The sequence below is a fragment of the Pseudomonas sp. CBS genome (genome assembly GCF_024734645.1).
Taxonomy (GTDB): domain Bacteria; phylum Pseudomonadota; class Gammaproteobacteria; order Pseudomonadales; family Pseudomonadaceae; genus Aquipseudomonas.
Window position 1 is genome coordinate 6,326,232 of record NZ_CP102929.1, and the last position, 15,155, is coordinate 6,341,386.

Below are 15,155 nucleotides of genomic sequence, written 5' to 3' on the forward strand. Positions count from 1 at the left end.
GCGTTATTGGCCAATGCCGGGATCAAGCATAGGCCCAACGTCCTGATTCAGGCTTCTGCGGTACTGACGATGAAACATGCAAGTCTGCGCCTGGACAAGCTGGCGCAAAGCTCTCAACGCCTGAACAAAGCCCTGTTATTGCTCACGGGGCTCGCTTTGTTGCTGTCCAGCAGTTGCTATTGGGCGGTATCGCGGTTGCTCGACGCCGAGCAGGAAAAGGTCGAGTTCCACTTCGCCCGCGTGGTGGAGATTATCCATGAGCACGAGGCGTTCCTGCGCAACGTGGCCAGCGGCTACAACCGCAGCAACGCACCGCCGCTGCCGTCGGTGCTGTCGACCTCGGTGATGGAGTTGCAGCACGATGCCGGGCAAGTGGTAGTGCAGGCCAAGGGGTTTGCCTTGTCGCTGCCGTTTACCTTGTCCCACGCCGAGACGTTCTCTGCGGATGACACGCGCCGGGCGCTGGCATTTGGCGTGCAACTGACCGACTACTATGGCGGCTATTGGGCGAGCTCGTTTTACGCCTCGCCGCAAATGTTCGTGTTCACCCCCAATGATGTCGCTAGCCTGGCCGTGCCCGGTGTGGGCGGTCTGCGCCAGCATCAACCGTTGCTGCGCGAACAGTACCGCGACGTGGTGAGCCGCTTGCACCAACTGCAACAGAGTCAACGCCCGTTGCTGAACGACAGTCGCGTGCGCTGGATGCGTGCGCCACCGAAGCTGTATCAGAACAGTCGTAGTGTGGTCGCGATGATCGGCCTCGACGCGCCCGCGGCCGTGTTACCGGCCAATCAGCCCCAGGGCCTGCTGACCCTGGCGGTGGTGGTGGACACCTCGCAGGTCGATGAATTCGAGCGGGTGCTCAGGCTCTCGGTCTACAACCAGTTCACCCTGATCTCGCCCCAGGGCGATGTGTTGCTCGGCAGCCTCGGCGATGAACAGATGGCGCCGCTGGGCCTGAGCTTCAACAGCCAGGGCTTGCGTTTCAAGATGCTCAGCGAGGGCGGCGAGCACTGGACCGGCCTGTACGCCATCAGCTATCAGGACTTCCTGCGCTACGCCAAATGGCCGCTGCTGGGCCTTGGCCTGACGTTTCTGGCGGCCGTGCTGCTGGGCTGGTGGATCAACCATTGGTACAAGACCCGCATCGTCAGCCCGGCGCAACGCGCGCAGGAGCGGCTGTTCGAGAGCGAGGCATTCAACCGCATCATGCTGCACAACGCCCCGGTGGGATTGTGCGTAGTGCGCCGCAGCGACCACCAGTTACTCCTGGAAAACCAGCGCGCGCTGCAATTGCAGGGCACCGCACCGTTGCTCGACGTGCTCAAGGCCAACGATGGCCCGGACACCCCCGGCGAGATGTGCCTGGCGGTGGAGGGGCGGTACTTGCAGGTCGTGGTGGTGGCAGCGCGCTACGAAGGTGAGGACGTGTTCCTCTGCGGCTGCAACGACATCACCCGACATGTGGACGAAGCCCAGTTGCTGACTCAGGCGCGCCAGGAAGCCACCGAAGCCAACGAGGCCAAAACCGTGTTCCTGGCAACCATGAGCCATGAAATCCGCACCCCGCTGTACGGCGTGCTCGGCAACCTGGAACTGATGGCCCTGACCGACATGAGCGAGCGCCAGCGCCACTATCTGGAAATTATCCAGGGTTCGTCCACCGTGCTGTTCCAGTTGATCAGCAACGTACTGGATGTATCGAAAATCGAATCCGGGCAGATGGCCGTGGAAGCGGCGCCGTTCAGCCCGGGCCAGTTGGTGGCGGAATCGGTGTTGGCGTTCAGCGCGACCGCGCGCAATAAAGGCTTGCAGATCGATGCCGAGATCGACCCGCAACTACCGCCGCAACTGCTTGGCGATGCTGGCCGCATCCGGCAGGTCCTGCATAACCTGCTGGGCAACGCGATCAAGTTCACCGACTCCGGGCGCGTGCGTTTGCGCCTGACGGTGCAGCAACTACTGGACGATAAAGTGACCCTGCAATGGCAGGTCACTGACACCGGCGTGGGCATCCCGGAAAAGGCGCTGGACCAGTTGTTCAAGCCGTTTTATCAGGTAGCGGGCGGCCAGGACGGCAATGGTGCCGGCCTGGGCCTGTCTATCTGCTCGCGCTTGAGTGAGTTGATGGGCGGCAGCATGCGCGTGGTCAGCGAGCCAGGGTTGGGCAGCAGTTTTTCGCTGTTCATCACCTTGCCGGTGCTCCAGGAAACCCTGCCCTCTGCGGAACAACCGCCGATGCCGCCGTGCCTGGACGCGCCGTGTCTGAACGTGCGCGTGCTGGTCGCCGAAGACAACCCGGTCAGCCAGGCCGTGCTGCAAGAACAGCTCGAGGCCCTTGGCGCCCACCCCACCGTAGCGCGTGACGGCGAGCATGCGCTGCAAATCTGGGGGTCGCAGCCGTTCGATCTGGTGATCACCGACATCAATATGCCGCGCCTCAACGGCTACGACCTGGCCCGCGCGTTGCGTGAACAAGGCGTCCAGGTGCCGATCATCGGCGTCACCGCCAATGCCCTGCGCGAGGAGGGCGAGCGCTGCCTGGCGGTGGGCATGAACGCGTGGGTGGTCAAGCCGCTGAGCCTGAGCATGCTGCGCCAGGCGTTGATGGCGCACTGCCGGCGGGCCACGGCCTTGCCGGTGGTGCAGGTGGACCGGGATCGCGAAGGCTGGATCGAGCTGTCCGCGGCCATGCGCCAATTGATGGCCGATACGTTGCTCGTGGATGTGCAGCAGATCGAACGAGGCCTGTCGACCGGTGATGCCACCCTCGTGCGTGAGCGCCTGCACAGCCTTAACGGCGCGCTGGCCAGCGTGCGTGCCGGAGAACTGTCCAGCGCCTGCCAGGAATGGGAGAACGCGCTGTACGACGCGCCGCTGGATACCCACGCCACCACTCGGATCCGGGGCTTGTGCGCACGGTTGACGGCGGTGGCGCAGTGCTTGCTCGCAGAGTCGCAAACCTGATGAATGCCCACTACAAGGAAGATAAAAAATGCGAGAAATGAACGTTGTGATCGCCGATGACCACCCGATCGTGCTGGTGGGCGTACGCGAAATCGTACAGCGTGATTCGCGCTACAGCCTGGTGGGCGAGGCGGTCAGTTCCAGTCAACTGATCGAGCAGTTGCGCAAGCACCGGCCGCAAGTCCTGATCACCGATTTCAACATGCCGGGTGACGACACCTATGGCGATGGGTTAAAGCTGATCGAGTACATCCTGCGTCACTTTCCCGCGACCCAGGTGCTGGTGCTGACCATGATTTCCAACAGCCTGATTCTCACGCGTTTGCAGGAGCTGGGCGTGGCCGGGGTGATCCAGAAAAATCACCTGCACGGCGAGATCGAAAAAGCCCTCGGCGCGATCAGTGCCCAGCGCAGTTACCGCGCACCGGAGCCCGCCGCGACTTCGGTCTTGGCCAATGTGACCCAGGTGCAGGCGCGCTTCCAGAGTCTGTCGCCACGGGAGATGGAAGTGCTGCGTTTATTCGTGACGGGCATGAGCGTGAGCGATATCGCGCGGCAGTTGAGCCGCAGCAACAAGACCGTCAGCGCGCAGAAGATTTCGGCCATGCGCAAGCTGGACGTGGACAGTGACCAGGCGCTGCTGACCTATTGCATCGAAGCCCGGCAGTTTCAGTAATCAGCGGTACGTCATCTGCATCAACAGGGTGGCTTTGTAACTACCCGCTTCGGGCAGCTCGCCCAGGGACACGGGCTTGACGCGCAGGGTCAGCGCCAACGGTTCGTCTTCTACCGGCCAGGTGCCGGTTTGGCCCAGGCCGATCCCCGGCTTGTCGGTCTTGTCACGCAATTGCACCTGCAACCCCAGGGATGGGAGAGTGGTGAGCAACACCGGGTTGACGGTGATAGCCCGGGCCATGTTCGCCGACAAACTCAGCTCGACCTGGACGCCCGCCTTACAGTCGAAGACCAGCGGCACGTCGGTGGCGACGGCGCTGTCGTCGGCCAACTGGCTCAGGTTGGCCTTGCCCAGGTCCACCTGTTGCGTATTCGGAAACCTCGCGGTGCACGGCGGCGCGGTCAGCTTGCCGCTGATGTCGATCTGCGCTTCATCCGCCGCTTGCGCGAGGGCGGTGCCGGCCATGGCCAGCAGTATCCAGGCGAGCGCTTTCATAGGTAATTGAGGGTCATGACCATCGACGAGGTGAACGCGCCGGGCGCCAGCGTGCCGCGTTCGACCAGTTGCGCCTTGAGGCTGATATCCACGTCGCCGCTGAGGTTGGTGTATTTCTTGACGGTGCCATTGAGGTTTGCCGCCGTGTTGTCCGCCCACAGCAACGACACACCGAGGTTATCCGCCGTGGTCTTGGCCACGGTGGAGGTGTAGGTGCCGTTATTGGACGTGAAGCTGACGTTGAGCGAAGAACCCGACGAGCACTTCAAGCGTACCGGCACTTCCACAGTGCCGGTGGTCGCCACCTGGTCAGTACGCACGTCGCCAAATGCGGCGGTCAGGGTGGTGCCGGTACTCAGCACGCACGGTGGGCGGGTGAGGGTGCCGCTGACGGTGATATTCACCACGTCGGCAGCGTGAGCGGTGCTGCTGAGCAGCACCAGGGCGAGCAGCGGAGTTTTCATGGCAAGGCCCTCATTGATAGTCGATGTTCAGCGTGTATTGGCTCTGAAACGCACCCGTCGGCGATTGCCCGGCCGCCAGTTGTGGCTTGAAGCTCAGGTTTACGTCATTGCTGCCCACGCGTAACTGCATAAAGCGCGGGGTAGTGAAGTTCACCGGGTTCAGGGTGTCGGTCCACAGCGCCTGCATGTTCAAACCTGCCAGCGAGGTGCGTGTCACACCGGTAGTAGGGCTGACTACCGTCTGGTTTGGAAGCAGGTAGACGTTGGCTCGCATCTGAGCCGAGCATTTGATTGACACTGTGGTCGACTGCATCTGGTTATTGAGGTCGCTGTTGCTGATAGAGCCGAAGCGCAGGTTGACGCTGCCGGGTGAACTCAGGCTGCAGGCAGGCGGGACTACGGTGTATGAAAACCCTGTGTTAAGAAACCACTCGCCATAACCCAGCCAGTTTTCCGAGGTAACGCCCAGCAACACCCCTATCCAACGTGTGCCTGCAGTTTGGGGTGCTGTGCCCACCAGAATGTAGCGGTAAGGCACCACGGTATTAAGGGGTAGAGGCCGGCAGTAGCCGCCCAGGCAATTGCGGCTGTATTGGCCGATGTTCAGATCGTATAAATAGATGTTGTTATACGGGGCGGACCATCTCAACGGGGCTTGATTCGGGCCGCTCATGTAGTTGATTCGCGTATTTAAACCGGCTGAATAGGGGAATGCGCGGCGAACGGTGCACGTGCCCTCGAAGACGATCCTGATCGCCTGGCCCGGTGTAAACGTGTAGCCGCCGCTCGGAACGCCTGGCACTGTGCAGTTGAGATTCCCTTCGACCAACGCGTGCGCCTGTTGTGACAGGCAGCTCAATACTGCGCACAACAGCGCAAGCATCAGCCGTCCACGTACCTTATGTGTTGCTTTAACGATCATGTCAGGAATCCTTGGCACCCGACCCACCGGCCGCGCGCTCACATTGAATATTCATTTGGGTGATGCCGCCCTCGGCAGGCTTTGTGTCGTCCAGCTTCAATTCGCGGCTGCACCACGGCTGGCCGTCGACGCTGACCAACAACCGCGCCTCGGGCGGCACGCCGGTCAGGAACGCGCGGCCTTTGTCGGCTACCAGGGTGTTGCCCAAGGCACGGCCGTCCGGCGCGAACAGTTCGGCGCGGGCGGCAAAGGGCGCTGCTTCGCCCTGCGTGTCGCTGATGCGAAACAGGATGCGTTGGCCGCGCCGGGTGTCGAAGTCCGCCAGCACAAAGGCACCACGGTTTGGCGTGACTTCCTGCACCGGCTCGGCGATGTCGACGTCAGACGGCATTGACTGGGTGTCCAGCGACACGCGGTTTTTGCGATAGGGCAGGGCCTGTGGCACCACGGTGTAGCCATTGCTGTTGGTGCGCACACCGCGCTTGTTGCTGATGCCCACGTCGGCGGCGCCCGGTGTGGCGACGATCACATTGGTTTCGCCCAATGGCTGGCTGAACATCAGGTTGCTGTCATACGCCACCACCGAACCTTCGACGCCCATGTCCAGTTGGCGGCTGCCACTGGTCTCGTTATAGGCGCCGCGCACAATTGCGTTGGGCGCGTCGTATTGCGCGGCGAAGGTGCCGCCGGTCTGGCGTTGCGCGCCGCTGACTTGCTGCGACACGCCCGCGCTGTAGGCCAGCGTATCGTCCTCGAACGCGTTGCCGCTCAGGGTCGCGGTGCGTGATGCCGAGCCACGCGCGCTCTGGTTCATGTTGGCCGTAACGCGCTGGCTGCGCGTGCCGCCCAGGGGCATGCTGATGCTCAGAGACAGGCTGCGATCGTCGCTGTTGGCGCCTTTGTTCAGGCCCAGCCCAAGGGAGTAGGAAATGTCCCCGACGCTCGCGCTGTATCCCAGTTGGATCGAGGTGTCGGCCTTGCTCTTGTCCCAGTAGGCGGTTTTCGACACGTTGGCGTACACCCCGCCGTAGCCGCCCAATTGCTGCGACACGTTGGCGGTAAAGTTGCTTTTCATGTGACCGCTGCGGTACGTGTCCAGGCTTTGCTCGGTGCTGCGGCTGTTCAGCGCTTCGTTGAACGAGTAGTAGCCACTGGTGGAGTAGCGGTAGCCGATCAGGCTGAAGTTGGTGTCGGTGGCCGCCAGGGACTTGGAATAGCGAAAGCGAAACGACTGGCCGCTGGACGTGGTTTTCTCCCGGCCCATGGCGTCGCTGCGGGCGTGGGTCACGTCCACCGAGATCGCGCCAAAGCCGGCAAAGTCGTGGGCAAAACCCAGCAGGCCGGCGTTGTATTGGTCGCTGATCAGGCTGCCGCCAAACAGCGTGGTGCCACCGCTCAAGCCACGCCGCAGGGAGGCCTGGATAAAGGTGGGCCTGTCCTGCGCAAAAGACGATTGCGCCGGGCGGTACTGGCCGGCGAACACCGAATAGCTTTGCTGGCCTTCGCGCAGCATGTAGGGCACCGCCGAGAACGATTGGGTGTAGACCTGGCGCTGGCCATCCGGGCCTTCCACCGTGACTTCGATGTCGCCGTTGCTGGCGGTGGGGTACAGGTCGGTCAAGGCGAACGGCCCGGACGGCACCCATTGCTCATGAATCACATAACCGCGCTGGCGGATGATCACCCGCGAGCGGCCATTGGCAATACCGCGAATCACCGGGGCGAATTCGCGGGCCTGGTCGGGCAGCATGTCCATGTCCGAAGCGATGCCCAGCCCGCGATAGGGGATGGCGTCGAACAGATCGCCCTCGGTGGTGGCGTCGCCCAGTGTGGCGATCGCCATCAGGTTTCCCATGTCGCGCTGGGCATAGGTTTCCAGCGACTCCCAGCGCCCGGGCGTGGTGCTGCCTTTTTGCCAGGTGGAAAAGTTGCGCAGGCGCCAGGCCCCGGCATTCACGCCGCTGCGCAGGCTGCCGAACTGGTCCTGGCGGCGGCCGGTATCGGACTCCACGGTGCTGCCGGTGAAGGTGTAGTTGGTGAAGGCCACCTGTTCGCCGTTACTCCATTGCCGACGGCGCACTTCAAAAGGGATGCTGCCCAGGTAGGCCTGTGGGATTTCAATCGACAGGATCTGGCGGTTGAAGTCGTAGTCGTAGCTCACGCCGGCCAGGCCCTGATCGAACGCAATGCAGGTGGGGTCGGCGTCGGTGCGGTTTTGCAGGGCCGTGTCGGCCACGCCCTGGGCGCGGAAGAACTCGACATCCAGGCAGGGGAACAGGCCGGTGCTCGAGCGTTCCTGGGTGCCGGTGGCGCGGATGAAACGCACATCACGCTGTTCGATCGAGCGCTGGTTGAGCTGGATATCCACCCGGTAAATCCCCGGCAACTGGCCGTCGCTCATGGCGCTGACCTGTTGTTTCACAGCGGCCGAACTCTGCCCGCCGCCGATTTCGAGAAACGACGCATCGAACTCGTAGCCGGCGTGTGCGGGGGCCAAGTGCAAGGCGGCGGCGGCCACGAGCGGGCAGCCGAAAGCCTTCACGGCGCAACGGCGCATGAATGGGAATGAACGGAGCATGGTCGTTCCTGAAAAGGCGTTCCGGGGTTGTCGCGTGGGTATCAGTGAATGCGGATGACGGGGGCGGTCACGATGCTGCCGTAGTCATCGATGTAGCTCAGTTGCACTTCATCGCCGGCCTTTGCCTGGATCGGCAGCTCACGCGCTTCGCCTGGGCGCAGCACATCCGGCGCCTGGGTGATCGGCAGGCCGTTGAGCTTCATTTCGCTGACCACCACGTGCAGCTTGGAGGCGTTATTGACGGCCAATGCACCCGCTTGGGCCTTCCAGTTCACTTGCGCCACCGCGTCCTTGAGCGAACCTTTGAGGTCGGCCGGGCGGTAGAACAGTTTGATCGTGGTCTTGAGCGCGATCTGCAGGACGTTCTTGCCTTTTTGATCGTCGCTCATGGCCGGGATTGCCTTGACGTTCATCAGGAACAGGCTTTCGCGGTCCTGGGGCACCTCGGGGCCACCGGTAAAAATGATGCGCAGGATGTTTTCCTTGTCGGCATCCAGGCGGAACAGCGGCGGCGTGACGATAAAATTATCGACGCTTTCCTCGTTGCCACTGCCGAAGTGGCTGACCCAGGACTGCACGAGGTAAGGCGAGGTGTCGTCGCGGTTGCTGACGGTCAGGTTGGCTTCGTTGGAAGCGCCGTCGTAGATCAGCCGCGTGGCGCCGACGGTGACGGCGGCATTGGCGGCGCTGTGCCAGAGCGGCAGCAGGGCGAGCAGAAGATAGACTTTCAAATGCATGACAGGGGACCTCCGAAAGCCCGCGGGCCGGCGCGCAAACGCCAGGCCCACGGTGTTGACGAGCAATTACTTGTAGGTAACGTCGAAGCTGGCCAGCGCGTGCACCTGACCGGTGCTGATGCCGGAGGTGGTCACCGCGTCGTCGCCTTCACCGGTGGTGGTGTCGGCGACGGTGCGCACGTAGGCAGCGGTGAAGTCGAAGGTATTGGACTGTGCACGCAGGTCGTAATCGGCGGTCGGCGTGTTCAGTGGCAGCTTGTTGCCGTTACGGGAGTCGGTGATCTGGATCGCGATACCGCGCACCTGGTTTTCACCGGTCAGGCCCAGCAATGTCGGGTCGCTGGCGTCTTGCTGGCCGCTGAAGGTGATCGCGACGTTTTTACGGGTCGCGGTGCTGCAGTTATCCAGGCTGATGGAAAACGGCTTGGCTTTATCGGTGAGCACCGAACCCACGGTGGGCGCGAAGTCAGCGATGCGCACCGGGTCCAGGGTCACCGACTTGTTCACGTCGCCGGTGGTGATGGTGCAGGCGTTATCGGTGACGGAACCGGTGAATTCGATCTGCCCGTCCGCCGCTTGTGCGGTGCCGGCCAGCAACCAGCAAGCGCCGCAGGCGAGGGTGAGTTGGCTCAGTTTGTTCAGCATTGCAGTGCCTCTTTTAAGAGAAGGAAGGTTGTCTGCCTACCCGTCAGGTAAGCCAATCCATAGTGCAATGCTGTGATTTAGAGGCACATGAGACGGATCTTAAAAACTGGCGAACTGATGGCCGCCCGACCGGTGAGTCCATATAAGGCGCCGAGCATGATATTCTGCGCGCCATCTTGGTCTAGTCTCTATCGGGTACGTACATCCGTATACGTCCCGGCGGTTGCTGTCGCCCAGGTAGCTGAAGCCAATAATGATAAGAAGTCAGCGCAGAAGGGACATAAAAGTGAGGTCGATACGTCGGCCTTGTGTGCCCACCCTGCGGTCCCCGAATGAATGTGCAAACCCCGCGGTGCGTTGCCTGGCGCAGCGTGATTGAGGGTTGCCCATGATCAGGGGCGGTGGGGCGGATGGCGTTTTATCATAGGTGCTACTGATGTTTAAAAAAGTAAACACTGCCCTGCTGGGGCTGGCTTTGTCGATGGGGATCACTTCCGTTCACGCGGAAGAGGCAAAGAAAGTCGATGTGCTGCTGATCGGCGGCGGCATCATGAGTGCAACCCTGGGTGTGTGGCTCAATGAGCTGCAACCGGATTGGTCGATGGAGATGGTCGAGCGCCTTGATGGCGTGGCCGAAGAAAGCTCCAACGGCTGGAACAACGCCGGTACCGGTCACTCGGCTTTGGCTGAGCTGAACTACACCCCGGAAGACAAGAACGGCAACGTTGAAATCCCGAAAGCGGTCGAGATCAACGAAGCGTTCCAGATCTCCCGTCAGTTCTGGTCCTGGCAGGTTCAGCAGGGCGTCCTGAAGAACCCGCGTTCGTTCATCAACTCCACTCCGCACATGAGCTTCGTGTGGGGCGATGACAACATCAAGTTCCTGAAGAAGCGTTACGAAGCGCTGCAAGCGAGCCCGCTGTTCGCCGGCATGCAGTACTCCGAAGACCCGGTTCAGATCAAGAAGTGGGTCCCGCTGATGATGGAAGGGCGTGACCCGAACCAGAAAATCGCGGCCACCTGGACCCCGATCGGTACGGACGTGAACTTCGGCGAGATCACCCGCCAGTTCGTCGCTCACCTGCAAACCACACCGAAGTTCGACCTGAAACTGTCGAGCGAAGTGCAGGACATCACCAAGAACGCCGACGGTTCGTGGCGCGTCAGCTACAAGAACTTGAAAGACGGCACCAAGACTGAAACCGACGCCAAGTTCGTGTTCATCGGCGCGGGCGGCGGTGCACTGCACCTGCTGCAGAAGTCGGGCATTCCTGAAGCCAAGGAATACGCGGGCTTCCCTGTTGGCGGTTCGTTCCTGGTGACCGATAACGCAACGATTGCCGAGCAGCACCTGGCCAAGGCCTACGGTAAAGCTTCCGTTGGCGCACCGCCGATGTCGGTTCCGCACCTGGACACCCGCGTGCTGGATGGCAAGCGCGTGATTCTGTTTGGCCCATTCGCCACCTTCTCGACCAAGTTCCTGAAAGAAGGCTCGTACCTGGACCTGCTGACCAGCACCACCACCCACAACATCTGGCCAATGACCAAAGTCGGTATCCGCGAATACCCACTGGTCGAGTACCTCGCTGGCCAACTGATGCTGTCGGATGACGACCGCTTCAAGGCGCTGCAAGAGTACTTCCCGAACGCCAAGAAAGAAGACTGGCGCCTGTGGCAAGCCGGTCAGCGTGTGCAGATCATCAAGCGTGACGAAGAGCAGGGCGGCGTCCTGAAACTCGGTACCGAAGTGGTCAGCTCGGCTGACAACACCATTGCAGGCCTGTTGGGTGCATCGCCAGGCGCGTCCACCGCGGCTCCGATCATGCTGACCGTGCTGCAGAAAGTGTTCAAGGAACAGGTTGCTTCGCCGGCCTGGCAGGAAAAGCTGCACCAGATCGTGCCTAGCTACGGCACCAAGCTGAACGACAGCCCGGAAGCTGTGGCTAAAGAATGGGCCTACACCGCCAACATTCTGCAACTGACGCCTCCGCCAGCGATTCCGCAACTGACTGCTCCAAAAGCCACCGAGGCTGCCAAGCCTGCGGCTGAGCCGAGCAAGCCAGCTTCTGACATCGCGCTGTAAGACGTTGGCGAGGTCCTGATTCAGGATCAACCCGATGTAAAAAAAGCCCGCTGAACCGGTAACGGTCAGCGGGCTTTTTGCAGGTGTTACCAGCGCGCGGGCAATTCGACCTGGCGCTCTGCAGCTGCCAACGCTGCCTTCAGTCCCGCTTTATCCAGAGGTATGCAGTACGCCGGCTTGGCGCGTTCAAACCGCCAGCTCTCATCCAGCCCACCGGCATCTACGGCGTCGAAGCCGATCTCGTCCAGCAGGGCGATGACTTGCGCCTTGGCTGCAGGGTCATCCGCTGCGACCGGGAGCGCACGCCGGTCCGGCGCACCGCGGGTGCGGGCGTCCTGAGTCAGGTCCGGCGCCAGGATGGCATTGAACACTTTCACTACATTCGACTGCGACAGATGCTCGGCCACCAACCGGCTGGTGGTGGTTTCGAAACGGTCGAGCACGGGAATATGGCCGTCGCGATTCGGGTAGTAGTTGTTGGCATCCATCACGGTTTTGCCTTCCAGCCACTGCGCCGGCACGCTGCGGTAATGCTCGAACGGAATGGCCAGCAGCACTAATTCGCCAAATTGCGCCGCCTCTTGCGCGGTGCCCACTTGAACCCCGCGAATGCCACTCAGCACGCTGCTCATGGACTGCGGGCCGCGAGAGTTGCTCAACATCACTTCATGGCCGGCGGCCAACGCCAATTGCGCAACAGCGCGTCCGATAAAGCCTGCTCCGATGATGCCAATTTTCATGTCGGTGCTCCTTGGTTGAGAGAGCCGTTATGATGATTGGCTACTGGATGAGGATAAATGGCCGTTCTGGTCTGAGTGTTGTTACTGGGAGTGGTGAATGATGGATCGCCTTTCAAGCATGAGTGCCTTTGTGATGGCTGCCGAGCTGGGGTCCTACGCCCGGGCCGCCGAGCGCCTGGAAATGTCGCCACAGATGGTGGCCAAGCATGTGGCGGCCCTGGAGCAGCGCCTGGGCGCACGCTTGCTCAACCGCACCACGCGCCGGCAAAGCCTGACGGAGCTGGGAAGCGCGTACTACGAGCGTTGCAAACATATCCTGACGGAAGCAGAGGCGGCGGACTCCCTCGCGCAGATCATGAACGACACGCCACGGGGCAAGCTCAAGGTCAGCGCGCCCGTGACCTTTGGCTCTTACAGCCTGATGCCACTGGTGACCGAATTTTTACGGGACAACCCCGAGGTCGAAATCGACCTGCACCTGACCGACCGGTTTGTCGACCTGGTGGAGGAGGGCTACGAAGTGGCGTTTCGCATCGGCCCGCTGGCGAACAGCAGCCTCACCGCCAGGCCGCTGCAGCCTTACCGCCTGGTGGTCTGCGCGTCGCCGAAGTACCTGGCCGAGCGAGGCACGCCAGTGACGCCGGCAGACCTTGAACACCACGAGTGCCTGGGATACGCCTACTGGTCACGCCCGGCTGATCGCGAATGGTCGTTCTACCAAGGCGCTGTCTTGCACAAGGCCCAGGTCGCCAGCCGCCTGCATGTGAATGAAAGCCGGGCGTTGATGACTGCGGCGCTGGATGGTTTTGGGATTGTCCTGGGGCCAGAAGATTTTTTACGCTCGGCCCTGAAGCGTGGCGAACTGGTGCGCTTGCTGCCAGAGTTTGAAGCGCCAAGCCGGCAGATGCATTTGCTCTACACGGCGAACCGCCAGCGCACTGCCAAGCTGCGGCGATTTGTCGATGCGGTGCTGCTGCGTTTCGGCCCGCCCTAGACGCTGAAGCCGGCTTTGACCTGCTCATACAGGTGCAGTGCCAACAGGTTGCTGCTGTCGCCAAGCAGGTACAGGTGATGCAGCGGCAGCGGCGGCAGTTCAGCTCCAGTAATCTGGCGCGTCAATCCTTTACCCATCCGGCTCTCTTCCACCAACCCCACCGCCATGCCACTGCGGATGCACGCTTCAACCGCGGGCGAACTCGCGCTTTCCAGTAGCACCCGATAGTAAGTGCCGTGCTCTTTCAGGGCTCGAATCGCTGCGGCGCGATAGGGGCAACCCGAGAGTTGCACGGCAATCGGCAGGGGCGCCTGCGGTGAATAGCTGAAGTGTTCGGCGGCGACCCATAGCGGCTGGATTTCCCCCAGGCGCTCGCCTTGCTCCAAGGGCTGCGCGCTGACAATCAGGGCCAGATCCAGCTGCCTGCTGCTGAACAACGTCAGCAGTTCGCCACTCGAGCGCGCTTCTACCTCCAGCTCCAACAGTGGGTTGTCGGCGACCAGGCGGGGCAGAAAGTCCTGCATGAAGTCCGGGGCATATGAGTCAGGTAGACCCAGGCGGATTTTGCCCTGCATGCGTTGCGGCGTGAGCGAGGCCAGCAAGCGGTCGTGGCTCTTGAGAAACTCGGTGGTTTCGCCCAGAAGTTTCTTGCCGTACATGGTCAGCTCAACCCCTTGGTTGCTGCGGCTGAACAGGCGTTGGCCGACCTGATCTTCGAGCTTTTTGATTTGCGTGGTCACCGTCGAAGCACTGCGGTGCACGTGATTGGCCGCTTCGTTGAATCGCTGAAAGCGGGCAACGGCGTGGAAGGTACGCAATAGATCGATGTTCAGTTGTTTGCTCATGGTTCCACTTTTCAGGATTAGTGGTGCAGCTTATTCAAATATACAGAATCATGCGCGGCACTTAGCCTTTTGGTCAATCAAGCGAGCCGGAGGCTCAATGAAACGATCGACCTTAGGGCTGCTGCTGTTACAGATGGTGTTCGTCCTGTCTTGGAGCTCGGGCTTTATCGGCGCGAAGTTGGCGACCCAGAGTGACGGCATTTTCAATGTGCTGTTCTGGCGTTTTTTACTGGTGTCGTTGTGCCTGGCGCTGTTTTTGAACGTGCGGCTGCTGAAGGTTTCCTGGGCGCAGGTCCGCCATCACGTGGTGATTGGTTTCCTCTCGCAGTTTCTGTATTTGACCTGTGTCTACGTGGCGATCCAGAACGGCTTGCCGCCGGGGATTGCGGCGATCATCGCGGCATTGCAGCCGTTGATGACGGCAGCGCTGTCATCGGGCAGCGTGGCCGAGCGCAGTGGTAGCTGGCAATGGCTGGGGTTGATGATCGGTTTTACCGGCGTGTCGATTGTGATCGCGGGTCAGTACCGCAACAGCGGGGTCGAAGTCGGGTTGGTCATGTATTTACTGCCCCTGGTGTCGGCGCTCGGTCTGACCGTGGCCACCCTGTACGAACGCCGGTCGGCCCAGATTCAGTCCGGTGACCTCAGCCTGGCGCTGTTTATTCAGTCATTGCTGACCTTGATCGGATTTGCGGCGGCAGTGCTGTACACCGATACGCTGAGCATTCCCCGGGCTCCCGATGTGTGGGTCTCCATCATTTGGCTGACGGTGTTTTCAACCTTCGTGGCGTACCTGAGTTTGTGGATGTTGCTGCGGGTCATGACCGCCACCCATGTGGCGGCATTGGTGTACCTGGAACCACCGGTGACACTGGTGTGGGCTGCACTGATGTTTGGCGATGTGATTTATGCATCGACGTATATAGGAATCGCCGTGGTGGTGGCGGGGCTGATTTTGGTGCGTTTGAAGCAACCGGTCGCAGCGTGTACATCCTGAAAAGGTCAGTTT

The 15,155-nt window shown here is 61.3% G+C and carries 13 protein-coding genes; 5 read left to right on the plus strand and 8 right to left on the minus strand.

Features of this window, described 5'->3' with window-relative positions; all coding sequences use genetic code 11:
- Positions 1–69: 69 nt before the first annotated feature.
- Together NVB75_RS28835 and NVB75_RS28840 are read left to right on the plus strand one after the other, a co-directional pair.
- The gene (locus NVB75_RS28835) at positions 70–2,967 is read left to right on the plus strand and encodes an ATP-binding protein (protein WP_258344437.1); all 2,898 of its coding nucleotides are present in this window, start codon (positions 70–72) and stop codon (positions 2,965–2,967) included.
- 28 nt (positions 2,968–2,995) lie between these two features.
- Positions 2,996–3,643, plus strand: a complete 648-nt coding sequence (locus NVB75_RS28840; RefSeq protein ID WP_258344438.1) for a response regulator — start codon at positions 2,996–2,998, stop codon at positions 3,641–3,643.
- Here NVB75_RS28840 and NVB75_RS28845 read toward each other — a convergent pair whose 3' ends face one another.
- The 6 genes from NVB75_RS28845 to NVB75_RS28870 all read right to left on the minus strand — a co-directional run bounded on the left by NVB75_RS28845 (position 3,644) and on the right by NVB75_RS28870 (position 9,484).
- Positions 3,644–4,138, minus strand: coding sequence for a fimbrial protein (locus tag NVB75_RS28845; RefSeq protein WP_258344439.1), 495 nt, complete (start codon positions 4,136–4,138; stop codon positions 3,644–3,646).
- Positions 4,135–4,602, minus strand: coding sequence for a fimbrial protein (locus NVB75_RS28850; protein ID WP_258344440.1), 468 nt, complete (start codon positions 4,600–4,602; stop codon positions 4,135–4,137). Before NVB75_RS28850 ends, NVB75_RS28845 begins: the two co-directional genes overlap by 4 nt.
- A gap of 10 nt (positions 4,603–4,612) precedes the next feature.
- The gene (locus NVB75_RS28855; RefSeq protein WP_258344441.1) at positions 4,613–5,524 is read right to left on the minus strand and encodes a fimbrial protein; all 912 of its coding nucleotides are present in this window, start codon (positions 5,522–5,524) and stop codon (positions 4,613–4,615) included.
- A 1-nt stretch (position 5,525) separates the two neighbouring features.
- Positions 5,526–8,102, minus strand: a complete 2,577-nt coding sequence (locus NVB75_RS28860; protein ID WP_258344442.1) for a fimbria/pilus outer membrane usher protein — start codon at positions 8,100–8,102, stop codon at positions 5,526–5,528.
- Between the two features lie 41 nt (positions 8,103–8,143).
- On the minus strand, positions 8,144–8,839 hold the full coding sequence (locus NVB75_RS28865; protein WP_258344444.1) for a molecular chaperone: 696 nt from the start codon (positions 8,837–8,839) through the stop codon (positions 8,144–8,146).
- 66 nt (positions 8,840–8,905) lie between these two features.
- A complete protein-coding gene (locus tag NVB75_RS28870) occupies positions 8,906–9,484 on the minus strand; it encodes a fimbrial protein (protein ID WP_003218890.1) in 579 nt (192 codons plus the stop codon).
- 436 nt (positions 9,485–9,920) lie between these two features.
- On the opposite strand from NVB75_RS28870, the gene mqo reads away from it, so the two are divergent.
- Entirely contained in the window at positions 9,921–11,567 is a 1,647-nt protein-coding gene (gene mqo, locus NVB75_RS28875) for a malate dehydrogenase (quinone) (protein WP_017477287.1), read from the plus strand.
- An 86-nt stretch (positions 11,568–11,653) separates the two neighbouring features.
- On the opposite strand, the gene NVB75_RS28880 is transcribed toward mqo, so the two are convergent.
- Positions 11,654–12,307 (minus strand): NADPH-dependent F420 reductase, encoded by a 654-nt coding sequence (locus tag NVB75_RS28880; RefSeq protein WP_017477288.1) that lies wholly within the window; start codon positions 12,305–12,307, stop codon positions 11,654–11,656.
- Positions 12,308–12,404: 97 nt separating this feature from the next.
- Between NVB75_RS28880 and NVB75_RS28885 the strand changes: the two genes are divergently transcribed.
- Positions 12,405–13,301 carry a LysR family transcriptional regulator gene (locus tag NVB75_RS28885; RefSeq protein WP_258344449.1) on the plus strand — a complete coding sequence of 299 codons (897 nt, stop codon included), beginning with the start codon at positions 12,405–12,407 and terminating at the stop codon, positions 13,299–13,301.
- On the opposite strand, the gene NVB75_RS28890 is transcribed toward NVB75_RS28885, so the two are convergent.
- Entirely contained in the window at positions 13,298–14,146 is an 849-nt protein-coding gene (locus tag NVB75_RS28890; RefSeq protein ID WP_258344451.1) for a LysR family transcriptional regulator, read from the minus strand. The genes NVB75_RS28885 and NVB75_RS28890 overlap by 4 nt on opposite strands.
- A 97-nt stretch (positions 14,147–14,243) precedes the next feature.
- Here NVB75_RS28890 and NVB75_RS28895 point away from each other — a divergent pair, with 97 nt between their 5' ends.
- Complete coding sequence (locus NVB75_RS28895; protein WP_258344452.1) at positions 14,244–15,143, plus strand: DMT family transporter; 900 nt, start codon at positions 14,244–14,246, stop codon at positions 15,141–15,143.
- Positions 15,144–15,155: the final 12 nt, after the last annotated feature.